General features: G+C 72.6%; 15 protein-coding genes. 7 read left to right on the top strand and 8 right to left on the bottom strand.

The genetic code is table 11. The features are described from left to right. Positions 1-72: 72 nt before the first annotated feature. Together AB0H83_RS31055 and AB0H83_RS31050 are read right to left on the bottom strand one after the other, a co-directional pair. Complete coding sequence (locus AB0H83_RS31055) at positions 73-2580, bottom strand: protein kinase (protein WP_360101046.1); 2508 nt, start codon at positions 2578-2580, stop codon at positions 73-75. Between the two features lie 94 nt (positions 2581-2674). Continuing rightward, entirely contained in the window at positions 2675-3496 is an 822-nt protein-coding gene (locus AB0H83_RS31050; RefSeq protein WP_360101043.1) for a tryptophan 2,3-dioxygenase family protein, read from the bottom strand. A 26-nt stretch (positions 3497-3522) separates the two neighbouring features. On the opposite strand from AB0H83_RS31050, the gene AB0H83_RS31045 reads away from it, so the two are divergent. Continuing rightward, positions 3523-5115: a hypothetical protein gene (locus AB0H83_RS31045; protein WP_360101040.1), complete on the top strand. Its 1593-nt coding sequence runs from the start codon at positions 3523-3525 to the stop codon at positions 5113-5115. On the opposite strand, the gene pruA is transcribed toward AB0H83_RS31045, so the two are convergent. Further along, positions 5112-6731 (bottom strand): L-glutamate gamma-semialdehyde dehydrogenase, encoded by a 1620-nt coding sequence (gene pruA / locus AB0H83_RS31040; protein WP_360101037.1) that lies wholly within the window; start codon positions 6729-6731, stop codon positions 5112-5114. The two genes, AB0H83_RS31045 and pruA, sit on opposite strands and share 4 nt — an antisense overlap. A gap of 107 nt (positions 6732-6838) precedes the next feature. Here pruA and AB0H83_RS31035 point away from each other — a divergent pair, with 107 nt between their 5' ends. Further along, entirely contained in the window at positions 6839-7711 is an 873-nt protein-coding gene (locus AB0H83_RS31035) for a hypothetical protein (RefSeq protein WP_360101034.1), read from the top strand. Here AB0H83_RS31035 and AB0H83_RS31030 read toward each other — a convergent pair. Next, positions 7701-8207 (bottom strand): hypothetical protein, encoded by a 507-nt coding sequence (locus AB0H83_RS31030; RefSeq protein ID WP_360101031.1) that lies wholly within the window; start codon positions 8205-8207, stop codon positions 7701-7703. The two genes, AB0H83_RS31035 and AB0H83_RS31030, sit on opposite strands and share 11 nt — an antisense overlap. Positions 8208-8321: 114 nt before the next feature. On the opposite strand from AB0H83_RS31030, the gene AB0H83_RS31025 reads away from it, so the two are divergent. Next, the gene (locus AB0H83_RS31025) at positions 8322-8561 is read left to right on the top strand and encodes a helix-turn-helix domain-containing protein (RefSeq protein ID WP_360101028.1); all 240 of its coding nucleotides are present in this window, start codon (positions 8322-8324) and stop codon (positions 8559-8561) included. 147 nt (positions 8562-8708) lie between these two features. After that, positions 8709-9452, top strand: coding sequence for an Rv3235 family protein (locus AB0H83_RS31020; RefSeq protein WP_360101025.1), 744 nt, complete (start codon positions 8709-8711; stop codon positions 9450-9452). Positions 9453-10401: 949 nt separating this feature from the next. Here the strand turns inward: AB0H83_RS31020 and secA are convergent. Beyond that, positions 10402-13311, bottom strand: coding sequence for a preprotein translocase subunit SecA (gene secA, locus AB0H83_RS31015; RefSeq protein ID WP_360101022.1), 2910 nt, complete (start codon positions 13309-13311; stop codon positions 10402-10404). Between the two features lie 172 nt (positions 13312-13483). Here secA and AB0H83_RS31010 point away from each other — a divergent pair, with 172 nt between their 5' ends. Genes AB0H83_RS31010 through AB0H83_RS31000 form a run of 3 tightly spaced genes read left to right on the top strand, consistent with a single transcriptional unit; the run spans position 13484 to position 16826 of the window. Further along, on the top strand, positions 13484-14632 hold the full coding sequence (locus tag AB0H83_RS31010; protein ID WP_360101019.1) for a GNAT family N-acetyltransferase: 1149 nt from the start codon (positions 13484-13486) through the stop codon (positions 14630-14632). After that, positions 14629-15681 carry a GNAT family N-acetyltransferase gene (locus AB0H83_RS31005; protein ID WP_360101016.1) on the top strand — a complete coding sequence of 351 codons (1053 nt, stop codon included), beginning with the start codon at positions 14629-14631 and terminating at the stop codon, positions 15679-15681. Before AB0H83_RS31010 ends, AB0H83_RS31005 begins: the two co-directional genes overlap by 4 nt. 41 nt (positions 15682-15722) lie before the next feature. After that, complete coding sequence (locus AB0H83_RS31000; protein ID WP_360101013.1) at positions 15723-16826, top strand: glycerophosphodiester phosphodiesterase; 1104 nt, start codon at positions 15723-15725, stop codon at positions 16824-16826. Between the two features lie 49 nt (positions 16827-16875). Here the strand turns inward: AB0H83_RS31000 and raiA are convergent, their stop codons facing one another. The 3 genes from raiA to AB0H83_RS30985 form a co-directional block, all read right to left on the bottom strand. Further along, entirely contained in the window at positions 16876-17511 is a 636-nt protein-coding gene (gene raiA, locus AB0H83_RS30995; RefSeq protein WP_360101010.1) for a ribosome-associated translation inhibitor RaiA, read from the bottom strand. A 344-nt stretch (positions 17512-17855) separates the two neighbouring features. Beyond that, on the bottom strand, positions 17856-18797 hold the full coding sequence (locus AB0H83_RS30990) for a hypothetical protein (protein WP_360101007.1): 942 nt from the start codon (positions 18795-18797) through the stop codon (positions 17856-17858). Between the two features lie 8 nt (positions 18798-18805). Next, positions 18806-20743, bottom strand: a complete 1938-nt coding sequence (locus tag AB0H83_RS30985) for an LpqB family beta-propeller domain-containing protein (protein WP_360101004.1) — start codon at positions 20741-20743, stop codon at positions 18806-18808. Positions 20744-20816: the final 73 nt, after the last annotated feature.

Genomic DNA, 20816 nt, shown 5'->3' with positions numbered 1-20816 from the left:
CTGTCATCTTTCCGCGGCTCAGTCCAGGATTTCGACAAATCCACTGTCGACTGTCGCGTCGCGACTGTCGAGTTAGGACGGAAATTTCGGCGGCGACGGAAAGGACGGCATCGTCGGGAAGGGCGGCAGCGGGTCCCCGATCCCGGGCAGCGACCGGCCCGGCGACGGCACCGTCGAGGGACGCTTCGTGGGCGGTTTCCCACCGTCGCCCGGCGCCGTGGAACCGTCCGCGGAAGGCGGCGCGGAAGCGTCGGCGGACGGATCGGCGGTGGCGCCGGTGGACGGTTCCACGGACGGTTCCGCGGACGGCGAGGGACCGGCGGGTGTGGTCCGATTCACCTGGGCGGGCCGGCCGCCCCCGTCGAGGACGCCGCTCAGCAGGACCGCGCCGACACCTAGCAGGACCAGCAGCAGGACCGCCGCACCGACGCCGACGAGGACCCGCCGGTCGGACCGGCGCTCACCACCGGCCGGAGCACCGCCGGCCGGGCCGTCACCAGGGTGTCCACCCGGCTCGTCGGCGGCCCGCAGCCAGGGCAGCACCTCCGGCGCGGCGGCCGGCGCCTCGGGCTCGGCAGCCTCGGGCTCGGCGGCCGGTGTTTCGGAGGTGTTGTACGGAGGGTCGGCGGGCGCCTTGCCGAGCTCGACCGGGGCGGTCGCCGGGTCGGGCAGCACGGGCCAGGCCGCGTGGACGACGACGTCAGTGGAGCGCTCCTCAGCGGCGGTCCGCTGGAGCGGGACGCCGGGCGTGAGGACGGCGGTGAACGCGTCCGCGGTGGGCACCCCGTTCACCTCGGCGACCGGCGCGGCCTCGGGCCGCTCCAGCGTGTCGCTGCCCCACAGCGGCACGTCCGTCACCAGCACGGGTCCGGCGGCCTCCTCGGCGACCGCGCCGGTCTCCTGAGCGTCGACCTCGCCAGCAGCGGCCGCGACCTCCGCGGCGGCAGGCTCGTCCTCGGCGGCCTCGGCGTCCCGGGTGGCCTCGGCAGCGGGCTGAGCAGCGGTGACCTCGGCGGCAGGCTGGTCCTCGGCGGGCTCCCCGGCGGCGCCGGTTGCCGGGACGGCCTCATCGGAGTCGGGGCCGGCGGGCGCGGCGTCCGCCGGCTTGACCAGCGCGACCGCGGCAGGCTCCTCGGCGGCCACCGGCGCGGCGGCCACCGTCGGCTCCTCGTCCGGCACCGCGGCGACAACCTCAACCGGCACCGCGGCGACGATCTCCGTCGGCTCCTCACCCGGCACCGCCGCGACAACCTCAACCGGCGCCACGGGGGCGATGACCTCCGTCGGCTCCTCACCCGGCACCGCCGCGACAACCTCAACCGGCGCCACGGCGACGACCTCCGTCGGCTCCTCACCCGGCACCGCCGCGACAACCTCAACCGGCGCCACGGCGACGACCTCCGTCGGCTCCTCGGCCGGCACGGGGGCGATGACCTCCGTCGGCGGTTCGGCGGTGGCGGGCGCAAGGCCGTTCGGGGCGGTGGGCAGGTCGGCGACGTCCTGGCGGACCGAGGCGGCGAACGCGCCCGGCCCCTGCGCCTGCGTGGGCAGCTCGGCGAGCGGCAGGCCGTTGGGCTCCGTCGGCAGATCCTTGATCGGTACCGCCATCATCAGGGCCGCCGATGCCGCGGCCGGCGAGGTCGGGGCGGTCGGCAGCGGCACCCAGTCGACGCGGCGGACCGGGGCGGCGACGGGGGCGGTCAGCTCGGCGGAGCGGGCCCAGAAGGTGACGGCCTCGGCGGGCAGGCGGGGCAGCGGCTCGAAGCCGTCGAGGGCGCCCTCCGCGACCCGCAGCCGGCCCACGATCGAGGCGGCCGCCGGGCGCATGCGGGGGTCGAGCTCCATGCAGGCCTCGATGATCGGCCAGAGCGCGGCCGGCATCCCGGGTGGGGGCACGGGCACACAGTCGGCGTGCCGGCGCAGCACGTCGTTGGGGGATCCGCCACGGTACGGGCTGCGGCCGCAGATCAGCTCGAAGAGCACCACGCCGAGCGCGTACACGTCGGACGCGGGGCTGGGCAGGCCGCCGGCGACGACCTCGGGGGCCACATACTCCGGGGTGGCGTGCGTGGGGCCGGCCGGCTGGTCCAGGCGGCGGGCGACGCCGAAGTCGGCGAGGCGCACGGGGCCGCCGTCCAGCGGGACGAGCAGGTTGCCGGGCTTGACGTCGCCGTGGACGATGCCGGCGGCGTGCACGTACGCCAGCGCGTCGGCGACCTGCGCGACGACCTCGGCGGCCACGGCGGGCGGCAGCGGCCCGTCGGAGCGCAGCCGGCGGCGCAGGTCGGAGCCGTTGATGAGCTCCATCGCGATGGCGAGCAGGCCCTTACCGGTGATCAGGTTGTGGACCCTGATCACCGACGGGTGGTCCAGGCCGGCGAGCAGCTCGGCCTCGCCGAGGAAGCCGTCGACCAGCTCGGGCACCTCGGCCGCCTCGGCGCGCATGATCTTGACCGCGACCCATTGGCCGGTCTGCGCGTCGTACGCGCGCCAGACCGCGCCGATGGCACCGCGGGCGACCTCGGTCTCCAGCCGGTACCGGTTGCCGAGCACTGTCTTCGCGCCGGTCGTCGTCTTCATCGGGCCCCTCCCCATCACCTGGCACGGTAGGCCCGCATCGACGCCCAGCGACGGACCGGGTGGGCCGGTTGGCACAAAGCAGGGAGTAGCGTCGCTACATGTGTGAGCGCAGCTCCCACAGCTCGGGGTAGAAGCGCAGCTCGACGCGGGAGCGCAGGTAGGCGCCGCCGGCGCTGCCGCCGGTGCCGGCCTTCGTGCCGATCTGGCGTTCGGCCATGAGGACGTGCCTGGCGCGCCACAGCGACCACGCCTGGTCGTGGGCGACGAGGGTCTCGGCGAGGTCCCAGAACGAGCCGTGGTGCTCGCGGTCGCGGGAGATCGTGAGCAGCGACGCGATGCGCTCCTCCCGGGTGGCGACGGCGAAGCCGGCCTTCTCCAGGGTGGCCAGGAACGCCTCCCACACGCTGGGCTCCTCGAGCCGGCGGTTCAGCCGGGCCTGCTCGGCGCCGGACAGGCCGCGGAAGCGCTGCAGGTACGTCGGATCCTTCAGCCCGGAGAGAAATTCGATCTCCCGGAACTGCGCCGACTGGAACCCCGACGCCGGGGACAGCTTGTTACGGAAGCGCAGGAAGTCCTGCGGGGTCATCGTGTCGATGACGTCCACTTGGCCGACCAGCACCCGTTGGATGGCCAGGCAGCGTTCGAGGCGGATCCGGGGCAGATAGGTCTCCCCCGCCAGCAGGCGGTCCCGGGCATCGGTGAGCTCGTGGAGGATGAGCTTGAACCACAGCTCGTACACCTGGTGGATGGTGATGAAGAGGAGTTCGTCGTGCGCGGCCGGGTCGGATTCCGGGACCTGCGCGTCGAGCAGACCGGACAGTTGCAGGTAGTCACCGTAGGTGAGGCGCCCGCCCTGCTCCCCGAAGTGGGCGTCCTGCCAGTTGCCGGCGACGTTGCCGGGCGATGGGTTGGTCACCTCCCAAACCTATAAGGTCACGACTCGTGACGAGAGGTGCACTGGTCGGCTGGCTGGGTCGTTTGGCACCGGACGAGTTGGGCGCCGTGCTGCGCCGGCGTCCCGACGCGCTGGGCGCGACGCCTCCCGAGGACCTGGTGCAGCTGGCCGCCCGGCTCCTTGCACGGACCGGGGTCGACGAGGTCGTCGCGACGCTGCCGCTGCCGGCGGTGCAGGTGCTCGAGGGGCTGTCCGGGCCCGGCCCGGTGCCGCTGCCGGAGCTGGCCGACCGCCTCGGCGTGGCCGTCGACGACCCGGCGCTGGACGCCACCCTGCAGGTGCTGCTGCAGCGGGCGCTGGTCTGGCCGTCGGAGGACGACGGCGCCCTGTACAGCGCGGCGCTGCTGCCGCAGGCGCCGGCCGAGCCGTTCCAGCCGGCCCCGCCCGCGCCGTCGCTGCTGCCCGCGGACCGGTCGGCGGTGCGCGACGCGGCGGTCCGCGCGGCGACGCTGTTGCTGGAGCGGCTGCCGGTGCTGCTGGACGCGGCGGCGGCCCGCCCGCTGGGCCGGCAGCGCTCCGGCGGGGTCGCGGTGCGCGAGCAGCGCCGGCTGGCGCTCGCGTCGGGCCTGGACGAGCCGACGGTGGCGCTGCTGGCGGACCTGGCGGTCGCGGCGCGGCTGCTGGGGGCCGACGGGGTGCGGCTGGTGCCGACCGTCGCCTATGACGACTGGGCCGAGCGGGCGCCCGCAGACCGCCTCGCCAGGCTGCTGAAGGAGTGGTGGTCGGGGCCGCCGCTGCGGCAGGTCGTCGTCCGGGCGATGCACGACCACCTGCCCCCCGACACGGCGGTGGCGGACGTGTCGTCGTTGGCGCCGCTCGTACGGTGGACCGCGCCGTTGCAGACGCGGGAGCTGGACGATCTCGGGGCGGCCGTCATCGGGGTCGTCGCCGAGGCCACGCTGCTCGGCGTGTGCGCGTCGGGGGCCCTCAGCCCGCTCGGCCGGGCGCTCGCCGACGGCCGGAGCCTGTCCGACGTGGCGCAGCGGCTGCTGCCCGCGGCGCTGGCCGACACGTTGCACGTGCGCGGAGTCGGCAGCGTGATCATCAGCGACGACACGGCCCTGCTCGACGAGATCGTCGCCGCGGAAGGGCTGGCGCCGCTGAAGCTGCACCGGATCGCGCCGACGGTCGCCGGGTCCGCCCTGTCGCCCGTGGACACCCTGGCCGCGCTGCGGTCCGCGGGGTACCGGCCGGCCCGCGACGCCGGTCCCGGGCCGGTCCGGCTGCACCGGGCCAGGGTCGACCACGCGCGCCGCCCCCCGGCGCGGCCCACCGTGGACCCCGGCGAGCTGGCCGTGCGGCTGCTCGTGCCGCAGCAGCGCCGGCCGGATCCGCTGGACGTGATCCGGCAGCGGGCCCCGCAGCTGAATCCGGAGCAGGCCCAGCTGCTGGCCGCCGCGGTCGAGGACGGCTCGCCGGTGTGGATCCGGTACGTCGACGCCAGCGGCCGCACGTCGGAACGCGTCATCGACAACGCGCATCTGTCCGGCGGCAACATCGACGCGTGGTGCCGGATGCGCCGCGACGACCGGGCCTTCACCCTGGACAAGATCGTCGCGGTCGCACCGGCGCGGGTCTAGCCCATGTGCGGGTAACGGTGGTCGGTCGGCGGCACGAACGTCTCCTTGATCGTGCGCGGCGACGTCCACCGCAGCAGGTTGTGCCAGGAGCCGGCCTTGTCGTTGGTGCCGGAGGCGCGCCCGCCGCCGAACGGCTGCTGCCCGACGACCGCCCCGGTGGGCTTGTCGTTGACGTAGAAGTTGCCGGCGGCGAAGCGCAGCGCGTGCGAGGCCCGCTCGATCGCCTGCCGGTCGGTGGCGAAGATCGACCCGGTGAGCGCGTACGGCGCGACCGACTCCGCCTGCGTCACCACGGCGTCGTAGTCGGCGTCGGGGTAGACGTGCACGCCGAGGATCGGGCCGAAGTACTCGATGGTGAACACCTCGTGCGCCGGGTCGGTGGCCTCCACGACGGTCGGGCGCACGAAGAAGCCCTCGCTGTCGTCGGTGGTGCCGCCGGCGACGACCGTGCACGACGCCGAGTTCTTGATCCGGTCGAGGGCCTGCGCGTGCCGCTCGAACGCCCGCCGGTCGATGACGGCGCCGCCGAAGTTGCCGAAGTCGGTGACGTCGCCGTAGGTGAGCCCCTCGGCGGTCGTGACCAGCTGGTCCTTGATCGCCGACCAGATGCTCGCCGGCACGTACGCGCGGGAGGCGGCGGAGCACTTCTGCCCCTGGTACTCGAACGCACCGCGGATCAGCGCCGTGGTCAGCGCCGCCGGGTCCGCGGACGGGTGGGCGATCACGAAGTCCTTGCCCCCGGTCTCGCCGACGATGCGCGGGTACGAGCGGTACTCCCGCTCGGCGACGGTCCGGTTCAGCGTGCGGAACACCGCGGTCGAGCCGGTGAAGTGGATGCCGGCCAGGTCGCGGTCGGCCAGCGCGACCTCGGAGGTGGCCAGGCCATCGCCGGTGACCAGGTTGATCACGCCGGCGGGCAGGCCGGCGGCCTCGAACAGTCGCATCGTGTAGTGCGCCGCGAGCTGCTGCGTCGGCGACGGCTTCCACACCACGGTGTTGCCCATCAGCGCCGGTGCCGAGGGCAGGTTGCCCGCGATGGCGGTGAAGTTGAACGGGGTGATCGCGTAGACGAACCCCTCCAGCGGGCGGTGGTCGAACCGGTTCCACACACCGGGCGACGACTTCGGCTGCTCCGCCAGGATCTGCTGGGCGAAGTGCACGTTGAACCGCAGGAAGTCGATCAGCTCGCAGGCCGCGTCGATCTCGGCCTGGATCGCGGTCTTGCTCTGCCCCAGCATGGTCGCGGCGTTGAGCGTGTCGCGCCACGGCCCGGCGAGCAGGTCGGCGGCGCGCAGGAACACCGCGGCCCGCTCGCTGAACGGCAGGTCCCGCCAGGCCGGCGCGGCGCGCTTCGCCGCGTCGACGGCGGCGGCCGCGTCGGCGGTCGTCGCGTTGTGCGTCACGCCGAGCACGTGCCGGTGGCGGTGCGGCTGCACGACGTCGATCGGATCGCCGGCGGCCATGCGCTGCCGGCCGTCGATCGTCATCGTCAGCTCGTGGCGGTCACCGGCCAGCTCAGCCAGGCGCCGCTGCAGGCTCTCCCGCTCCGCCGACCCGGGCGCATAGCCGCGGACCGGCTCGTTGGTCGGGTCGGGCACGGCGAACAGGCCATCCATCACGCAACTCCCAGATCTGTGCTCGGCAACGTTGACGAGGTTCCTTCTCATCTTCCCACGCTCCCCTGAACGGTCATTCGGGTCGCGTCCGCGTACGCTCCTTGCTCGTGAGTACCGTTTCGTCCGAGGTGTCAGCAACCGAACATGGGCAGCGCCGGCCGGTCACCGTCGTCGCCGTCGCGCTCGTGCTGCTGGCGTTGACGCTCTGGTCGACGTACAGCGTCATCGCCAACGCGGCGAGCGACTTCCTCACCACCACCCTCGCGGCCCTGGTGCTGCCCAGCGTCCTGCTCGCGACGATCCTGGCCGGCGCCGCCGCCGGGGTCCTCGCCGTCGGGCTGCTGCCCTGGCGCGCGGTGCTCGCCGGTGCGGCCGGCGGCCTGGCCGTCGGGCTGGTCGCGATGGCCGGGACGCTGATCGCGTACCACCACGGGCCCGCGGTGCCGTACGTCGCCGCGGTCATCGCCGTCACCGGCGCGCTCGGCGGTGCGACCGCCGCGCTGCGGCATGTGGTCGTCGTCACGGCCGGGGTCGCCGGCGGCGTCGCCGCCACCGCGCTCGGGCTCGTCGCCGCGTACTTCCAGAACGACCTCGTCGACCTCTTCGGCAACCAGGAGACCGTCGGCACGATGGCCGAGGCCGCGTCCCGCCTGCAGCTGACCACGTCGGTGCTCAGCGGCGTGCTGGCCGGTGTCGTCGCCTTCGCCTACCTGCGGCGCACGGGCCTGGCACTGCCGTGGCCCCTGTACCCGGCGGCCGGCGCCGCGGCGGGCGTGCTGACCCTGGTCGCGACGCTGCTCGGCTGGCTCGGCCGCCTCCCGCTGACCGAGATCGTCGAGGACTACAGCGAGTTCGACGCGCAGATCATCTACAGCCGCCTGCCGGAGCAGATCAACCACGGCATGATCGTGCTGTTCGCCGGTGCCTTCGTCGCCATGATCCTCGTCGGGCGCACGATGCGACGGCCCGCTAAGGAATGAGCTGGTCCAGCTCCGACGGGTCGTACCACTCCAGCTCGTGATCCTCGGCGCTGTCGACGGTGAACTGCGCGTCCGGGTCGCCCGCCGCGGCCTCCTCCACCACGTCCGCGGCGGCTGACACCGCGGCCTCGGCGTCGTGGCCGTCGACGTGGATCGCGGCGACCGCCCGCAGCGGCACCTTCCCCGACACCTCGACCTGGCTCGACCCGAGGTCCAGCCCCGCCATCTTGAGCGTCTTCTCCGGCAGGTCCACGCACAGCACGACCCGCCGGCGGGACGCCTTCGGGTCGTGCCGCAGCAGCCGCAGGGCACTCTGGGCCGCCCGGGTGAACGCGACGTACTCGAGCTCCTCCTCGTCGCCCTCGGCGTACCACTCCCGCAGCGCGGGCGTCACCGCGTGCGCCTCGACCGGCGGGGGCAGCTCGCCGGCCTCCCGCAGCACGGCCAGCTGGGCCAGGGTCGCCGGCAGGTACACACGCGTGAGGTCACTCGTCACGACACCTGTCCTACACCCTTCGCACCGTTTTTGGCGCCCGAACGCCCGCGTGTCACGGTCGGCTTTCCGGGGTGGTCGAAAGTCGTCGCGGGTGAACGGTGGCAAACTGAGCCCATGGAGCCGCGATTCCTGCTCATGGCCGACGTCGCCGAGCAGTTGAACGTGTCGACGTCGCAGGTGTACCACATGGTCCGCAGCGGCGAGCTGCCCGCGATCAAGGTGGGCGGGCGGGGGCAGTGGCGGATCGAGCGGTCCAAGCTCGAGGAGTACATCGAGCGCAAGTACGCCGAGACCGCCGAATGGGTGCGTTCGAACCCGCTGGTCGACCGCGCCGACGACGAGCCGTTCGCGTAAAGCGACGGGCTCCAGTATTTCCGGTTTTATCGTACTTTTACGGCTGAATTGATCTTGCGTTTGCTTACGTTTGCCTTGACCGCCGTGTGATTGAGTCGTAGAAAGGAGGAGGCAAACGAAGGCAAACGTAAGGATCGGGGGACAGTCATGGCGCCCACCACGACTCAGGCTCGCCCGCGCCGTCGTGCCCGCACCGGGCGGTCCGCCGCGGCGCGGACCGTCATCCGGCCGCCAGCCGGCTCGGCGCTGACCGGCGCCACGGCGTCCTCACCGGCGTCGGTGGCGCTGGGCTGTTCCGCGGAGGTCACGCTGAGCGGCTCCGCAGAGGTGGCGCTGGGCGGTCCTGCGGTGGTGGTGCGGCCGACGCCGGCGCTGGACCCGCCGTGCGAGGTGACGCAGGCTCGGCGGCCCGTCCAGCCGGTGGGCGGCATGGACTTCCTGCCCGGCGACTGGCTCGCGTTCCCCGGGCCGGCACGACCCGCCTCCGCACGCCCCCGGCGCGCCGCGCAGCCGGCCGGCGAGCAGCCCCTGCCACCGCCGCACCCGGCCGCCCAGCGGTTCGTCGGCATGTGCGTCGAGATCCTCAACGGCTACCGTCCTGCCGCCCACCTGCGCCAGGTCACCCATCCGAAGCACTGCACCGCCGTCACCGACCAGCTGACCCGCCGCACCGTCCGGGTCCGCATGTCCCCGTCACACGCCGCCCGTCAGGGCAACCTGGTCCGCGTGCGCCGCATGCTGGTCAGCGAGCCCCTGCCCGGCGTCGCCGAGCTCGTCGCCGTCCTCGAGCAGGGCACCACCGTGTGGGCGATGGCCGTCCGCCTCGAACGCCAGACCCGCCCCTCCCCCGGCCTGACCAGCTGGCTCTGCACCCTCGTCCAGGTGGTCTGAAGCTCCGGTGCGCCCGCCGAGGGAGGGCGGCAGGCGCACCGGCCCATCTCCGCTCTCCACCCCAGCCCCGGTGCGCCTCACTGACGCGGCGCACCGGTCTTCGACCTTCACTCCCCGCACGAGGTCCGGTGCGCCCACCGATGGAGGGCGGCAGGGCGCACCGGACCTCACCCCGCTCGTGCGAGCCGCCGTCCCGGCACGGGGCAGGACGGCGGCTCGCCGCAGACCAGCCCTTCGTCCCAGGCTGGCCACCTGACAGCGGGGACCCACCGGCCAACCTCGCGGCACCGGCGGGTCCCCGCTGCTCAGCGGCCCACCCGGACAAGGGTGCGCAAGACCCCCGGTGCGCCCGCTGGAGGGGCGGCGGGCGTACCGGGTTTCCACCCGCCCGATCAACCACTCACCTAACCATCCACTCGCGCGAGCCGCCCGTCGGCCCGGACAACCGCCCACGCGAGCCACCACCCCGCCCGGGCAGGCGCCGGGCGAGGTCTGGATGACCACCACGCGACTTCGATCAACCAGGCAAGGTCACACGTGGGTCAGCGCCGACCGGCTACCCGGGATACGGTGGCGCCGCGGCACGTCGCCGGCCAGCCGCAACCTGCGCCCGTTCACGGTGCATGTGCCGTGGTGGTGACGGACCGGCAGACCGGGCGGCGGCACCCGCCGTGCCGCCGCCCGGGCCACCGTGATGATCGAAGCCGCGGCTTGGTCGTCTGGATGACCACCACACGACTTCGATCAACCAGGCAAGATCACACGCGAGCAAGAGAGCCGGCGGCGACCAGGCCCCACCCGGGCAACGGCCAACACCGTGCACGTTCGTGGTCGGAGCACTGGCTGCGAATGCCGGCTGCAACAAACGGAAGCGGCAGGGCGGCAGGAAAACGGCCGCCCGCCCTTCAGAGGAAGAGGGCGGGCGGCCGGGTGGGGCCGTGGGGCGGGGTCAGGCGCCGCCGGGGGCGCCGTGGCAGCGCTTGTACTTCTTGCCGGAGCCGCACGGGCAAGGGGCGTTGCGGGACGGGCCGTTGCTGGCGACCGCCTGGCCCGGGGAGGGCTTGCGGGCGGCCGACGGGGCGGCCGGGCCCGAGCGGCGCACGCCGGAGCCGGGGGATGGCGGGTTGGCGCGGGTGCCGGTCCCGGTGCCGCCGATGCCGAGGGCGGGGGCCTCCTCCTGCTGCTCGATGACGACACCCGCCTCGCCGTCGATCGTGGGGGCCGAGTACTGCAGGGCGCGCGGCATCCGGTTGCCGCCGAGGCCCTTGGCGCGGATCTCGACCTGCGGCTCGGGCAGCGGGATGTTGGCGCCGGTCTCGGCGGCGGAGACGACGTCGAGCTGCGGCGCGGGGGCCTCCTCGACCTGGACCTCCAGGTTGAACAGGAAGCCGACCGCCTCTTCCTTGATGCCTTCCTGCATCTGCTGGAACATGTCGAAGCCCTCGCGCTGGTACTCGACCACCGGGTCGCGTTGCGCGTAGGCCCGCAGCGTGATGCCTTCCTGCAGGTAGTCCATCTCGTAGAGGTGCTCGCGCCACTTGCGGTCGATGACGTTGAGCAGGACCTGGCGCTCCAGCTCGCGGACGGCCTCGGCGCCGAGCTCCTCCTCGCGGCGGTCGTACGCGGCGTGGGCGTCGTCGATGAGCTGGTTCTTGAGGAACTCGGGGTCGAGGGAGCCGCCGGCCTCCTCCTCCAGGTCCTCGATGGTGACGCCGACCGGGTACAGCTGCTTGAGGTTGGTCCACAGCTGCTCGAGGTCCCAGTCCTCGGCCGTCTCGCCGAGCGAGGTGGCGGCGTCGACGTAGTCGCCGACCACACCGTCGATCATGTTGCGGACCTGCTCGCTGAGATCCTCGCCGTCCAGGACCCGCTTGCGCTCGGCGTAGATGACCTTGCGCTGCTTGTTGAGGACCTCGTCGTACTTGAGGACGTTCTTGCGGATCTCGGCGTTCTGCCCCTCGATCTGGGTCTGGGCGCTCTTGATCTGGCGGGTGACCATCTTGGACTCGATGGGCACGTCCTCGGGGATGTTGAAGCGGTCCATGACCGCCTCGACCGCGCTGGCCCGGAAGCGGCGCATCAGCTCGTCCTGCAGCGACAGGTAGAACCGGGACTCGCCCGGGTCACCCTGGCGGCCGGAGCGGCCGCGCAGCTGGTTGTCGATGCGGCGCGACTCGTGCCGCTCGGTGCCCAGGACGTAGAGGCCGCCGACGTCGGTGACCTCGTCGGACTCGTCCTCGACCAGCTTCTCCCAGCGGGTCAGGGCGTCCTCGAACGCGGCCGCGTACTCCTCCGGGTCCTCCTCCTCCGACAGGCCGCGCTGGCGCAGCTCGGCGGCGGCGAGGTACTCGGCGTTGCCGCCGAGGAGGATGTCGGTGCCACGGCCGGCCATGTTGGTGGCGACGGTGACGGCGCCCTTGCGGCCGGCCTGCGCGATGATCTCGGCCTCTTTGGCGTGGAACTTCGCGTTGAGGACCGCGTGGGCGACGCCGCGCTTGCGCAGCAGCTGCGACAGCAGCTCCGACTTCTCGACCGAGACGGTGCCGACGAGGATCGGCTGGCCGAGGGCGTGCCGCTCGACGATGTCGTCGACGACGGCGTTGTACTTGGCCTTCTCGGTCTTGTAGATGACGTCGGGGTGGTCGACGCGGACCATCGAGCGGTGCGTCGGGATGGTGATGACGCCGACGCCGTAGACCTTGTTGAACTCGGCGGCCTCGGTCTGGGCGGTGCCCGTCATGCCCGAGAGCTTCGAGTACAGGCGGAAGAAGTTCTGCAGGGTGATCGAGGCGAGGGTCTGGTTCTCCTGCTTGATCTCGACGCCCTCTTTGGCCTCGATGGCCTGGTGCATGCCCTCGTTGTAGCGCCGGCCGTGCAGGATGCGGCCGGTGAACTCGTCGACGATGAGGACCTCGCCGTCGTTGACGACGTAGTCCTTGTCGCGCTTGTACAGCTCCTTGGCCTTGATGGCGTTGTTCAGGTAGCCGACGAGCGGGGTGTTGACCGACTCGTACAGGTTGTCGATGCCCAGCTGGTCCTCGACCTTGCCGACGCCGCGCTCGGTGACGGAGATCGTGCGCTTGGACTCGTCGACCTCGTAGTCGCCGTCGCCGTCCTTGCCGCGCTTGAGGCGGCTGACGACCCGGGCGAACTCCTGATACCACCGCGCGGACTGCTCGGCGGGGCCGGCGATGATCAGCGGGGTGCGGGCCTCGTCGATGAGGATCGAGTCGACCTCGTCGACGATCGCGAAGTTGTGGCCCCGCTGCACGAGCTCGTCGCGCGACCACGCCATGTTGTCGCGCAGGTAGTCGAAGCCGAACTCGTTGTTGGTGCCGTACGTGATGTCGCACTCATACGCCGCCCGGTGCGCCGACGACGGCTGGTTCGGCAGCACGGTGCCGACCGTGAGGCCGAGGAACCGGTGTACGCGCCCCATCCACTCGGCGTCGCGCTGGGCGAGGTAGTCGTTGGTGGTGATGACGTGCACGCCCTTGCCCGAGAGCGCATTGAGATAGGCGGGGAGCACACAGGTGAGCGTCTTGCCCTCACCGGTCTTCATCTCGGCGATGTTGCCGTAGTGCAGGGCGGCGCCGCCCATGACCTGCACGTCGTAGTGGCGCTGCCCGAGCACCCGGGAGGCGGCCTCGCGGGCGACCGCGAACGCCTCGGGCAGGATGTCGTCCAGCGTCTGACCGTCGGTGAGCCGCTCCCTGAACTGGTTCGTCATGTCGGCCAGCTCTTCGTCGGACAGGTCGGCGTACTCCTCCTCCAGCGAGTTGACGGCTACGGCGACAGCCTTCAACCGCCGCACCTGGCGTCCCTCGCCGGCGCGGAGGATCTTCTCGAAAATCGACACGGGTCAGCGCTCCCTCAAACGTCTGCGACCCATCGTAGGCGGCTTCTCGACCGAACTGACGCCCCCGCCTCCCCACTGTACGGACACGAGGGTACAAAATGGTATAAATCACCTCCAGGTAGCGAAGAAATATCCGCCGACGGCGGGCACATTTGGGGCAGGATCGGCGGACATGGAGCCGATCGAACTCACCACCGGCGACGGGCTCGTCCTGCGCGCCTGGCAGGAGGACGACGCCGAAGACGTCTTCCGCGCCTGCCAGGATCCCCTGATCCAGCGCTGGACCATGGTCCCGGTGCCCTACCTGCGCGAACAGGCGGTCGCCTACGTGCGGGAGATGTCCCGGACCGCATGGGTCAACGAGACGTCCGCCCCGCTCGGGGTGTTCGACGCCCGCACGGGTGAACTGCTCGCCTCCGCCGGCCTGGTCACCCTCGACCTGCGCAACAAGCACGCCGAGCTGGGCACCTGGGTGGCCCCGTGGGCCCGCGGGCGGCGGGTCGCGGAGCGGGCCGGGCGGGCCGTCGCGCACTGGGCGTTCGAGGTCCTCGGCCTCATCCGGCTGGTCTGGCGGGCGGAGGTCGGCAACCACGCCTCGAAGCTCAGCGCCGAGCGGATCGGCTTCACGTTCGACGGCGTGGTGCGCTCGCTGCTGCCGGCCAAGGAGGGCGGCTTCGTCGACGGCTGGCACGGGGTGCTGCTGCCCGGCGAGGTCTGCGACACGCCCCCGCCGTGGGTGGCCCCGGGCGGGCCGGGCGCCCTGCGCGCCCACACGTTCGGCAACCCGCCGACCCGCCTGCCCGCTGGGCCGGGCACGCTGCGGATGGCGCGGGAGAGCGACCTGGACGACCTGGTGGACACGTTCCGCGACCCGGAGACCGTCCAGTGGACGTCGGTCCCGCTGGACTACGGCCCGGAGCACGCCCTGGACTTCATCCATCACCGGTACGAGGCCGGCTGGCTGCGCGGCACCGGGGTCGGCTTCGTGCTCGCGGACCCCGACGACCGGTTCGCCGGCACGATCGACCTGCGGATCAACCCGACCGACCCGGTGACGGCCGAGCTGGGCTTCTCCTCCGCGCCCTGGATCAGGGGCAAGGGGTTCATGACCGACGCCGCGCGGGCGATCTGCGGCTTCGGGTTCGACCGGCTGGGCCTGGGCCGGATCGTCTGGCGGGCGCACGTGGGCAACTTCGGATCGAGAAGGGTGGCCGAGAAAGTGGGTTTCGTGGTCGAAGGGGTGCAGCGCGACAGCTGCGAGCAACGCGGCGTCCGGCTCGACGGCTGGGTGGCGACCCTGCTCAAGCAGGACCTGCGGTGAAGGTCACGCTCAGGCCGTTCCGGGACGACGACGCCGACGCCGTCGCCGAGGCGTGCGGCGACCCGGTCATCGCCCATTACCTGCCGTTCCTGCCGCAGCCGTACACCCGCGACGACGCTCTGGAGTTCTTCCGGCGCAGGCCCGAGGACTTCGCGGTCGCCGACCCCCGGACCGACCGCGTGCTGGGCAGCGTCGGCTCGACCCCGCGCGGCGACGGCACCGCCGAGGTCGGCTACTGGGTCGCGCCGTGGGCCCGCCGCCAGGGGGTCGCCTCGGCCGCGCTCGACCAGTTCGCCACCATGCTGTTCGAGTCCGGCCTGCAGCGGCTGTACCTGGTGACCGCACTGACCAACGGGGCGAGCCAGCGCGTCGCGGTCGCCGGCGGCTTTGTCCGGGAGGGCATCGCGCGCGGCTCGACCAGGGCCCGCGACGGCGGCTGGCAGGACACGGTCGTGTGGGCCCGGACCGCGGCCGACCCCAGCGGCCCGAGCGTCCGGGTGCTGCCCGACCTGCCCGGCGGCTCGCTCGCCGACGGCGTCGTCACGCTGCGCCCGATCGTCGAGGAGGACGGGCCCGACACGTACCAGATGCGCAGCCTCCCGGACGTGAGCGGCCGCTCGGTCGTCGGCACCCCGGTGGACCCCGCCGTCATCACGCGGCAGTGCGCGGAGTCGGTGTCGAAGTGGCTCGCCGGGCAGCGCGCCGAGATGTCCATCCGCGACGCGGCCGACGGCAGCTACCTCGGCGAGATCGCGTTGTACTACGCGGAGCCGGCGCTGCGCGAGGCGATGATCGGGTACAGCCTCACCCCGGCCGCTCGCGGCAAGGGGTACGCGGCCCGCGCCGCCCGCCTCGTCACCGCCTGGGGGTTCGAGATCGGCATGGCGCGCATGATCGCCGGCACCGCGCCGGACAACATCGCGTCCCAGCGGGTGCTGGAGGCCGCCGGCTACCACCGGGAGGGCCTGCAGCGCGAGCGGCTGCCCGGGCCGGACGGCACCCGGATCGACAACGTTCAGTTCGCCAAGCTGCGCCCGGCGGCCACCTAGGCGTCATCGGGTGTTGCCGTGCGCCCGCGAGCATCGGGCGCATGCGTCGACGTGCAGTGATCTCGGGCATGGGAGTGGCCGCCGGGGCCGCGGTCCTCCCACAGGCCCTCGTCAGCCCGGCAGCCGCCCACCCCGGCAAGCCTCCGAACCCGTCCCGGCCGCTGGTCATCGGCCACCGCGGGGCGAGCGGGCACCGGCCCGAGCACACCCTGGCCGCGTACCGCCTGGCGATCGCCATGGGCGCGGACTTCATCGAGCCCGACCTCGTGCCCACGAAGGACGGCCAGCTCGTCGCCCGGCACGAGAACGAGATCTCCGGGACCACCGACGTGGTGTCCAAGCCGCAGTTCGCGGCCCGCCGGACCACGAAGACCATCGACGGGGTCGCCGTCACCGGGTGGTTCACGGAGGACTTCACCCTGGCCGAGCTCAAGACCCTGCGCGCGGTCGAGCGGCTGCCCGCGGTCCGCACGCACAACACGATCTACGACGGGTACTTCCAGATCCCGGCCCTGCAGGAGGTCATCGACCTGGCGAAGTCCGCCGGGCGGGCCGCCGGGCGCCGCATCGGCGTGTACCCGGAGACGAAGCACCCCACGTACTTCGCGTCGATCGGGCTGGCCCTGGAGCCGCTGCTGGCGCGGGTGCTCAAGCGCAACGGCCTGGCCGGGCGCGACGCGGCGGCCTTCCTGCAGTCCTTCGAACCGACCAGCATCAAGAAGCTGCGCGGCCTGGTGGACACCCCGTCGGTGGTCCTGCTGGACGCGGCCGGCGCCCCGTTCGACCTGCGCAGCACCGGCGACCCGCGCACCTGGGCGGACCTGGCCAAGCCGGCCGGCCTGGACTGGCTCAAGACCTTCGCCGACGGCGTCGGCGCCACCAAGAACCTGGTCATCGCCCGGGACCCGGCGGGCAACCTGCTCCAGCCGACCGCGCTCATCGGCGACGCGCACGCGCGCGGGCTGCGGGTGCACGCGTGGACCTTCCGCAACGAGAACCAGTTCCTGCCGCTGAACCTGCGCAGGGGGACCGACCCCGACGCGTGGGGCGACGTGATCGCGGAGATCAGGACCTTCCTGGCGGCCGGGCTCGACGGCGTCTTCGCCGACTACCCGGACACGGCGGTGCTGGCCCGCGACCTGTAGGTCGGAGTGCGTGCGGCGGGCCGGCGCGGCACCGGCCCGCCGCACCGGCTCACGTGCCGAGGCTCATGACCCCGTAGTCGTACGCCTTGCGCCGGTACACGACGCTGGGCCGGCCCGACTCCTTGTCGTTGAACAGGTAGAAGTCGTGGCCCAGCAGCTCCATGTGGAACAGTGCGTCGTCCACGGTCATCGGCTCGCCCGGGTGCTCCTTCTCCCGCACGATGTGCCACGGCTGGTCGTCCTGCTCATCGATCAGGTCGAACCCGTCGGCATCGATCTGGTCCTCACGGCCACCCACGGCGGCGACGCCCGCCCGCTCGGGCGGCGTAAACGCCAGCGACGCGGTCGCCGCGGCGACGGAGACCGGCGCGTGCCGCCCCCGATGGACGCGCCGCCGGTCGGCGGCCCGGCTCAGTCTGCTGTCCAATTTGGTGATCGCGGCGTCCAGCGCGCTATAGAAGTCGGCGGCACAAGCCTCCGCCCGGATCACCGGTCCGCGGGAGACACACGTGATCTCCACACGCTGGCAGTGATCGGATTGGCGCGGATTGCGCTCGTGAAACAACTCGACGTCGACGCGGATGAGCTTGTGGTCGTATCGCTCGACCTTCTGCAGCTTGTCTGCGACGTGCTGCCGGTAATGGTCGGGCACCTCGACGTTGCGGCCCTTGACGACGATGTCCACTCCTGGCCTCCCCCACGGGTCTAGCTGATGCAACGGGTTTGGGTTCGGGTTGTTTGTGTCGACTGCTCGGCCGGAGCGCGCCTCCCCAGAGGCTGAGCCCACGCGGCACGCGACCGAAACGGATGGGGCAGCTTCCTCCCTTCCGAACCGGCGGTTCGCGAACGCCGGCTGAGGCTGACCGGACAGGTCTCGGTCAGCTCGTCTCTCGACGTTAAACCGAGGACAGCCACTAGTCACCCCCGGTTCACAAGAACTCTGTGTTCAACTTCTGAAACCCTCCTCGCGGATTACCCCGAGTAGCGCTCAAAGTAACGTTCCGCTCATATCGCCACGAACAGCGCATGCTACGTGGCACGCTGCGTAGCGGCCAGAACGGCGACGCGGTCGACGCGGATTCCGGCTGCGGCGAGCCGGGCGGCGGAAGCGGCGAGCGTCGATCCGGTGGTGATGATGTCGTCGACCAGGACGACGGTGCCCCGGAGGCCACTGCCGCCCGCGCCCCGTCCGTGCGCGCCGGCGGCCGCCCGGGAGGACAAGGAGCCGCCGCCGGGCATGCCCGGAGCGCCCGGAGCGCCCGCCGCGGACAAGGACGCAACGCCCGGCGCGGGCCGGCCGGTCGAGAGGTCGCCTGATGCGGCTCGTCCGGACGCGCCGGTGACGCCTGACGCGGGCCGGCCGGGCGCCGCGGTGTTGCCGGGCGCCAAGCGCCGCCCGCGCACCGTGAACGCCGCCCCGGCCGCCCTGGCCCGCTCGGCCGCCGACAGCTCGGCCGAGTCCTCCCGCTTCGGCAGCGCCCGCAGCAGTCCTACGACCCGGGCGTCGACGCCCCGCCGCCGCAGCGCCGCGGCCGCCTCCTGCGCGATCCGGTCGATGTGGTCCCCGAAGCGCCGCCGCGCCGCGGCCGCCGTGGCGGGCACCGGCACCAGCGTCACCGCCCCACCGAACCCGGCCGCCGCCTGAAAGGCCCCTGAGGAGCCGGGCGCCGCCGTTCCGCCAGGTGCGGTGACGGCCGTGAGCACCACCCTGGCCAGGAGCCCACCGAGCGCCGGAGTCAGCTCGTGGCGGTTGCGTTCCTTGTACTGGATGAGCATCCGCCGCACCGAGCCCGCGTACGCCGCGAGGGCGTACACCGGCGGCAGCCCCGGCGGCTCGGGCACCGGCCGCGTCCGGCCCGGCTTGGCGGCCGCGAGCGCCACCCGGCACGGCTCGCACAGCGGCCCCCGCGCGGGCTCGTCGCAACCCGCGCAGGTGGCCGGCAGCACCAGGTCCAGCAGATCCGCGAGCACGGCGCAGCTCAGTCCGCGTAGAAGGGCGACGTCGGCTTCCCGGTCGGCGGCTGGCCCGCTGACGGCGCCACCGCCGGGCCGGCGCTGCTCAGCTTGATCTCGCCCGTGTCGTCGGCGAACACGGCCCGCGCCTCCTGGTTGGCCTCGAACAGGACCAGCACCTGCTGCGGCGAGTCGGTCGGATCGTTGGTCCGCGCCGACAGCTGGCTGATGATGTAGGTGCTGGTGTCGCTCGGCTTGCGCAGCGGCAGCGGGGCCTCGCCCGTGCCGTCGATGCTCGTCGAGATCAGCGAGTAGCTGGCGTCGGGCAGCAGCGCCTCGTCCGGGTTGGGCTTGCCGCCGATCGCGAGCGTGGTCTCGCTGATCCACCCGATGGCCTGGTTGTCGCCGAGACTGTTCGGCACCTGGCGCTGCTCGCCGAGCCGCAGCCGGCCGTTCTCGATCCGCACCGGGGCGATCATCGCCTTGCCGTTGACGATGAGCGCGATGCGGCGCCCGTCGGGCGACACGGAGAACGCCGACACGGCGGTGACGGTCGCGTCGTTGGGGCCGGGCACGATGTCGGCCTTCGCCGCCTCGCCGGCCTTCGCCGGGGGCGTGACGGACCACAGCCGGCTACCGTCGGCGACCAAAAACCGCGGCGCCGGCCGGTTGATCCAGGCGGGCCGGCTCAGCGCGGCGCTCAGGGGCACGGTGCTGTCGACGTACCGCGGCTCGGCCGACGGGTCGGCGGCGCTGACGACCAGCTGCTGCCGGCCGTTCGCCACCCTGCGGACCAGCGCCGCCCTCGTGTGATCGCGGTTGATCGTGGCCGAGACGACGTTGGTGTTGAACGGTGGTCCGGGCTGGAACAGCTGCGGCGGGCCGCCGACCGGGATGTCGGACGGGCGGACCACCCCGTCGACGACGACGAACTTGTCCTGGTCGGGCTCGCCCGGCACGACCGCGGCGTTGTCGCTCTCGTAGCCCTCGGAGACGTTGGTGGTGTCCTTGGCGTTCTCGTACGACAGCGTGACGGGCGGGTGCCCTTCCATCGACCAGCGGATCTGGCTCGACAGCTTGCGCAGGTCCTCCGGGCTCTTGGCCCGCGCCTTCGAGCTGAGGTTCACCACGACGTTGCCGTCGGGCTGCAGCGTCGGGTTGTCCTTCGTCTCGATGTCCGACGGCAGCTTGTCCACGACCGGGGCCAGCCACGAGGACGGGCCGTCGACAAGCCACAGCATGACCTCGCTGATCCGCTTCGACGCCGGCAGCACCCGCGGCATGTACCGCAGGTCGGGCACCAGCTTCGGCGCCTCGACGTCCGCCTCCCAGAAGTAGATGGGCTGCGGCTGGTACCACTCATTGAGCCCGCCGACGCTGAGCAGCATGTTGTCGGGCACCTTGGACAGCCGCACCTCGCCGTTGCTCTCCTCGCCCTCGAACACGAAGTTGCGCTCGAAGGTGTCGTCGAGCTGGGCCAGCACGAGCCGGCCGTCACGGTCGAGCTGGCCGATCGGGGTGAACTCGACCGCGAGGCTGCTGCGGTTGGTGCCTGGCTCCCGCTCGAGCTTCTCGAACTTCGCCTGGACCACGATCAGGGGTGCCTGCGGCCCGGGCGACCACTGCGCCCGCGCCGTCTCCGTCATGAAGGTCTTCATGCGGGCCTGGGTCTCGGAGACCGCGTCCGGCTGGTCGGGGCTGGTGACGTTGCCGCCGACGGACGTCGAGAGGTACCGCACGACGAGGTCCGACAGGTTGTTGACGCCCTGCGGGTTCGGCGGGTCCTGGGCGCGGTCCTGGGCCGGGTTGGGCGTCGCCGCCGGGCCGACGTACTTCGGGTCGGTGCGGTCGGGCAGGCCACAGCCGCCGAGCAGCAGAGCGGTGACGGCCAGCGCCGCAGTGAGCCGCCGCAGCCGGGTCACGCCCACGATGACCAGCCCTCCGCTACGCCCCGGGCCGGTCATGACGTCACCTCCGCTACGCTCCGGCGCCGCCCTGACCACGAAACTGCGCCCATGATGACCAGCCCTCCGCTGC

The sequence above is a fragment of the Dactylosporangium sp. NPDC050688 genome (assembly GCF_040654515.1).
Taxonomy (GTDB): Bacteria; Actinomycetota; Actinomycetes; order Mycobacteriales; family Micromonosporaceae; genus Dactylosporangium.
Note: the sequence above shows the minus strand (reverse complement) of the source record. Positions and strands in the feature narration are given on the sequence as shown.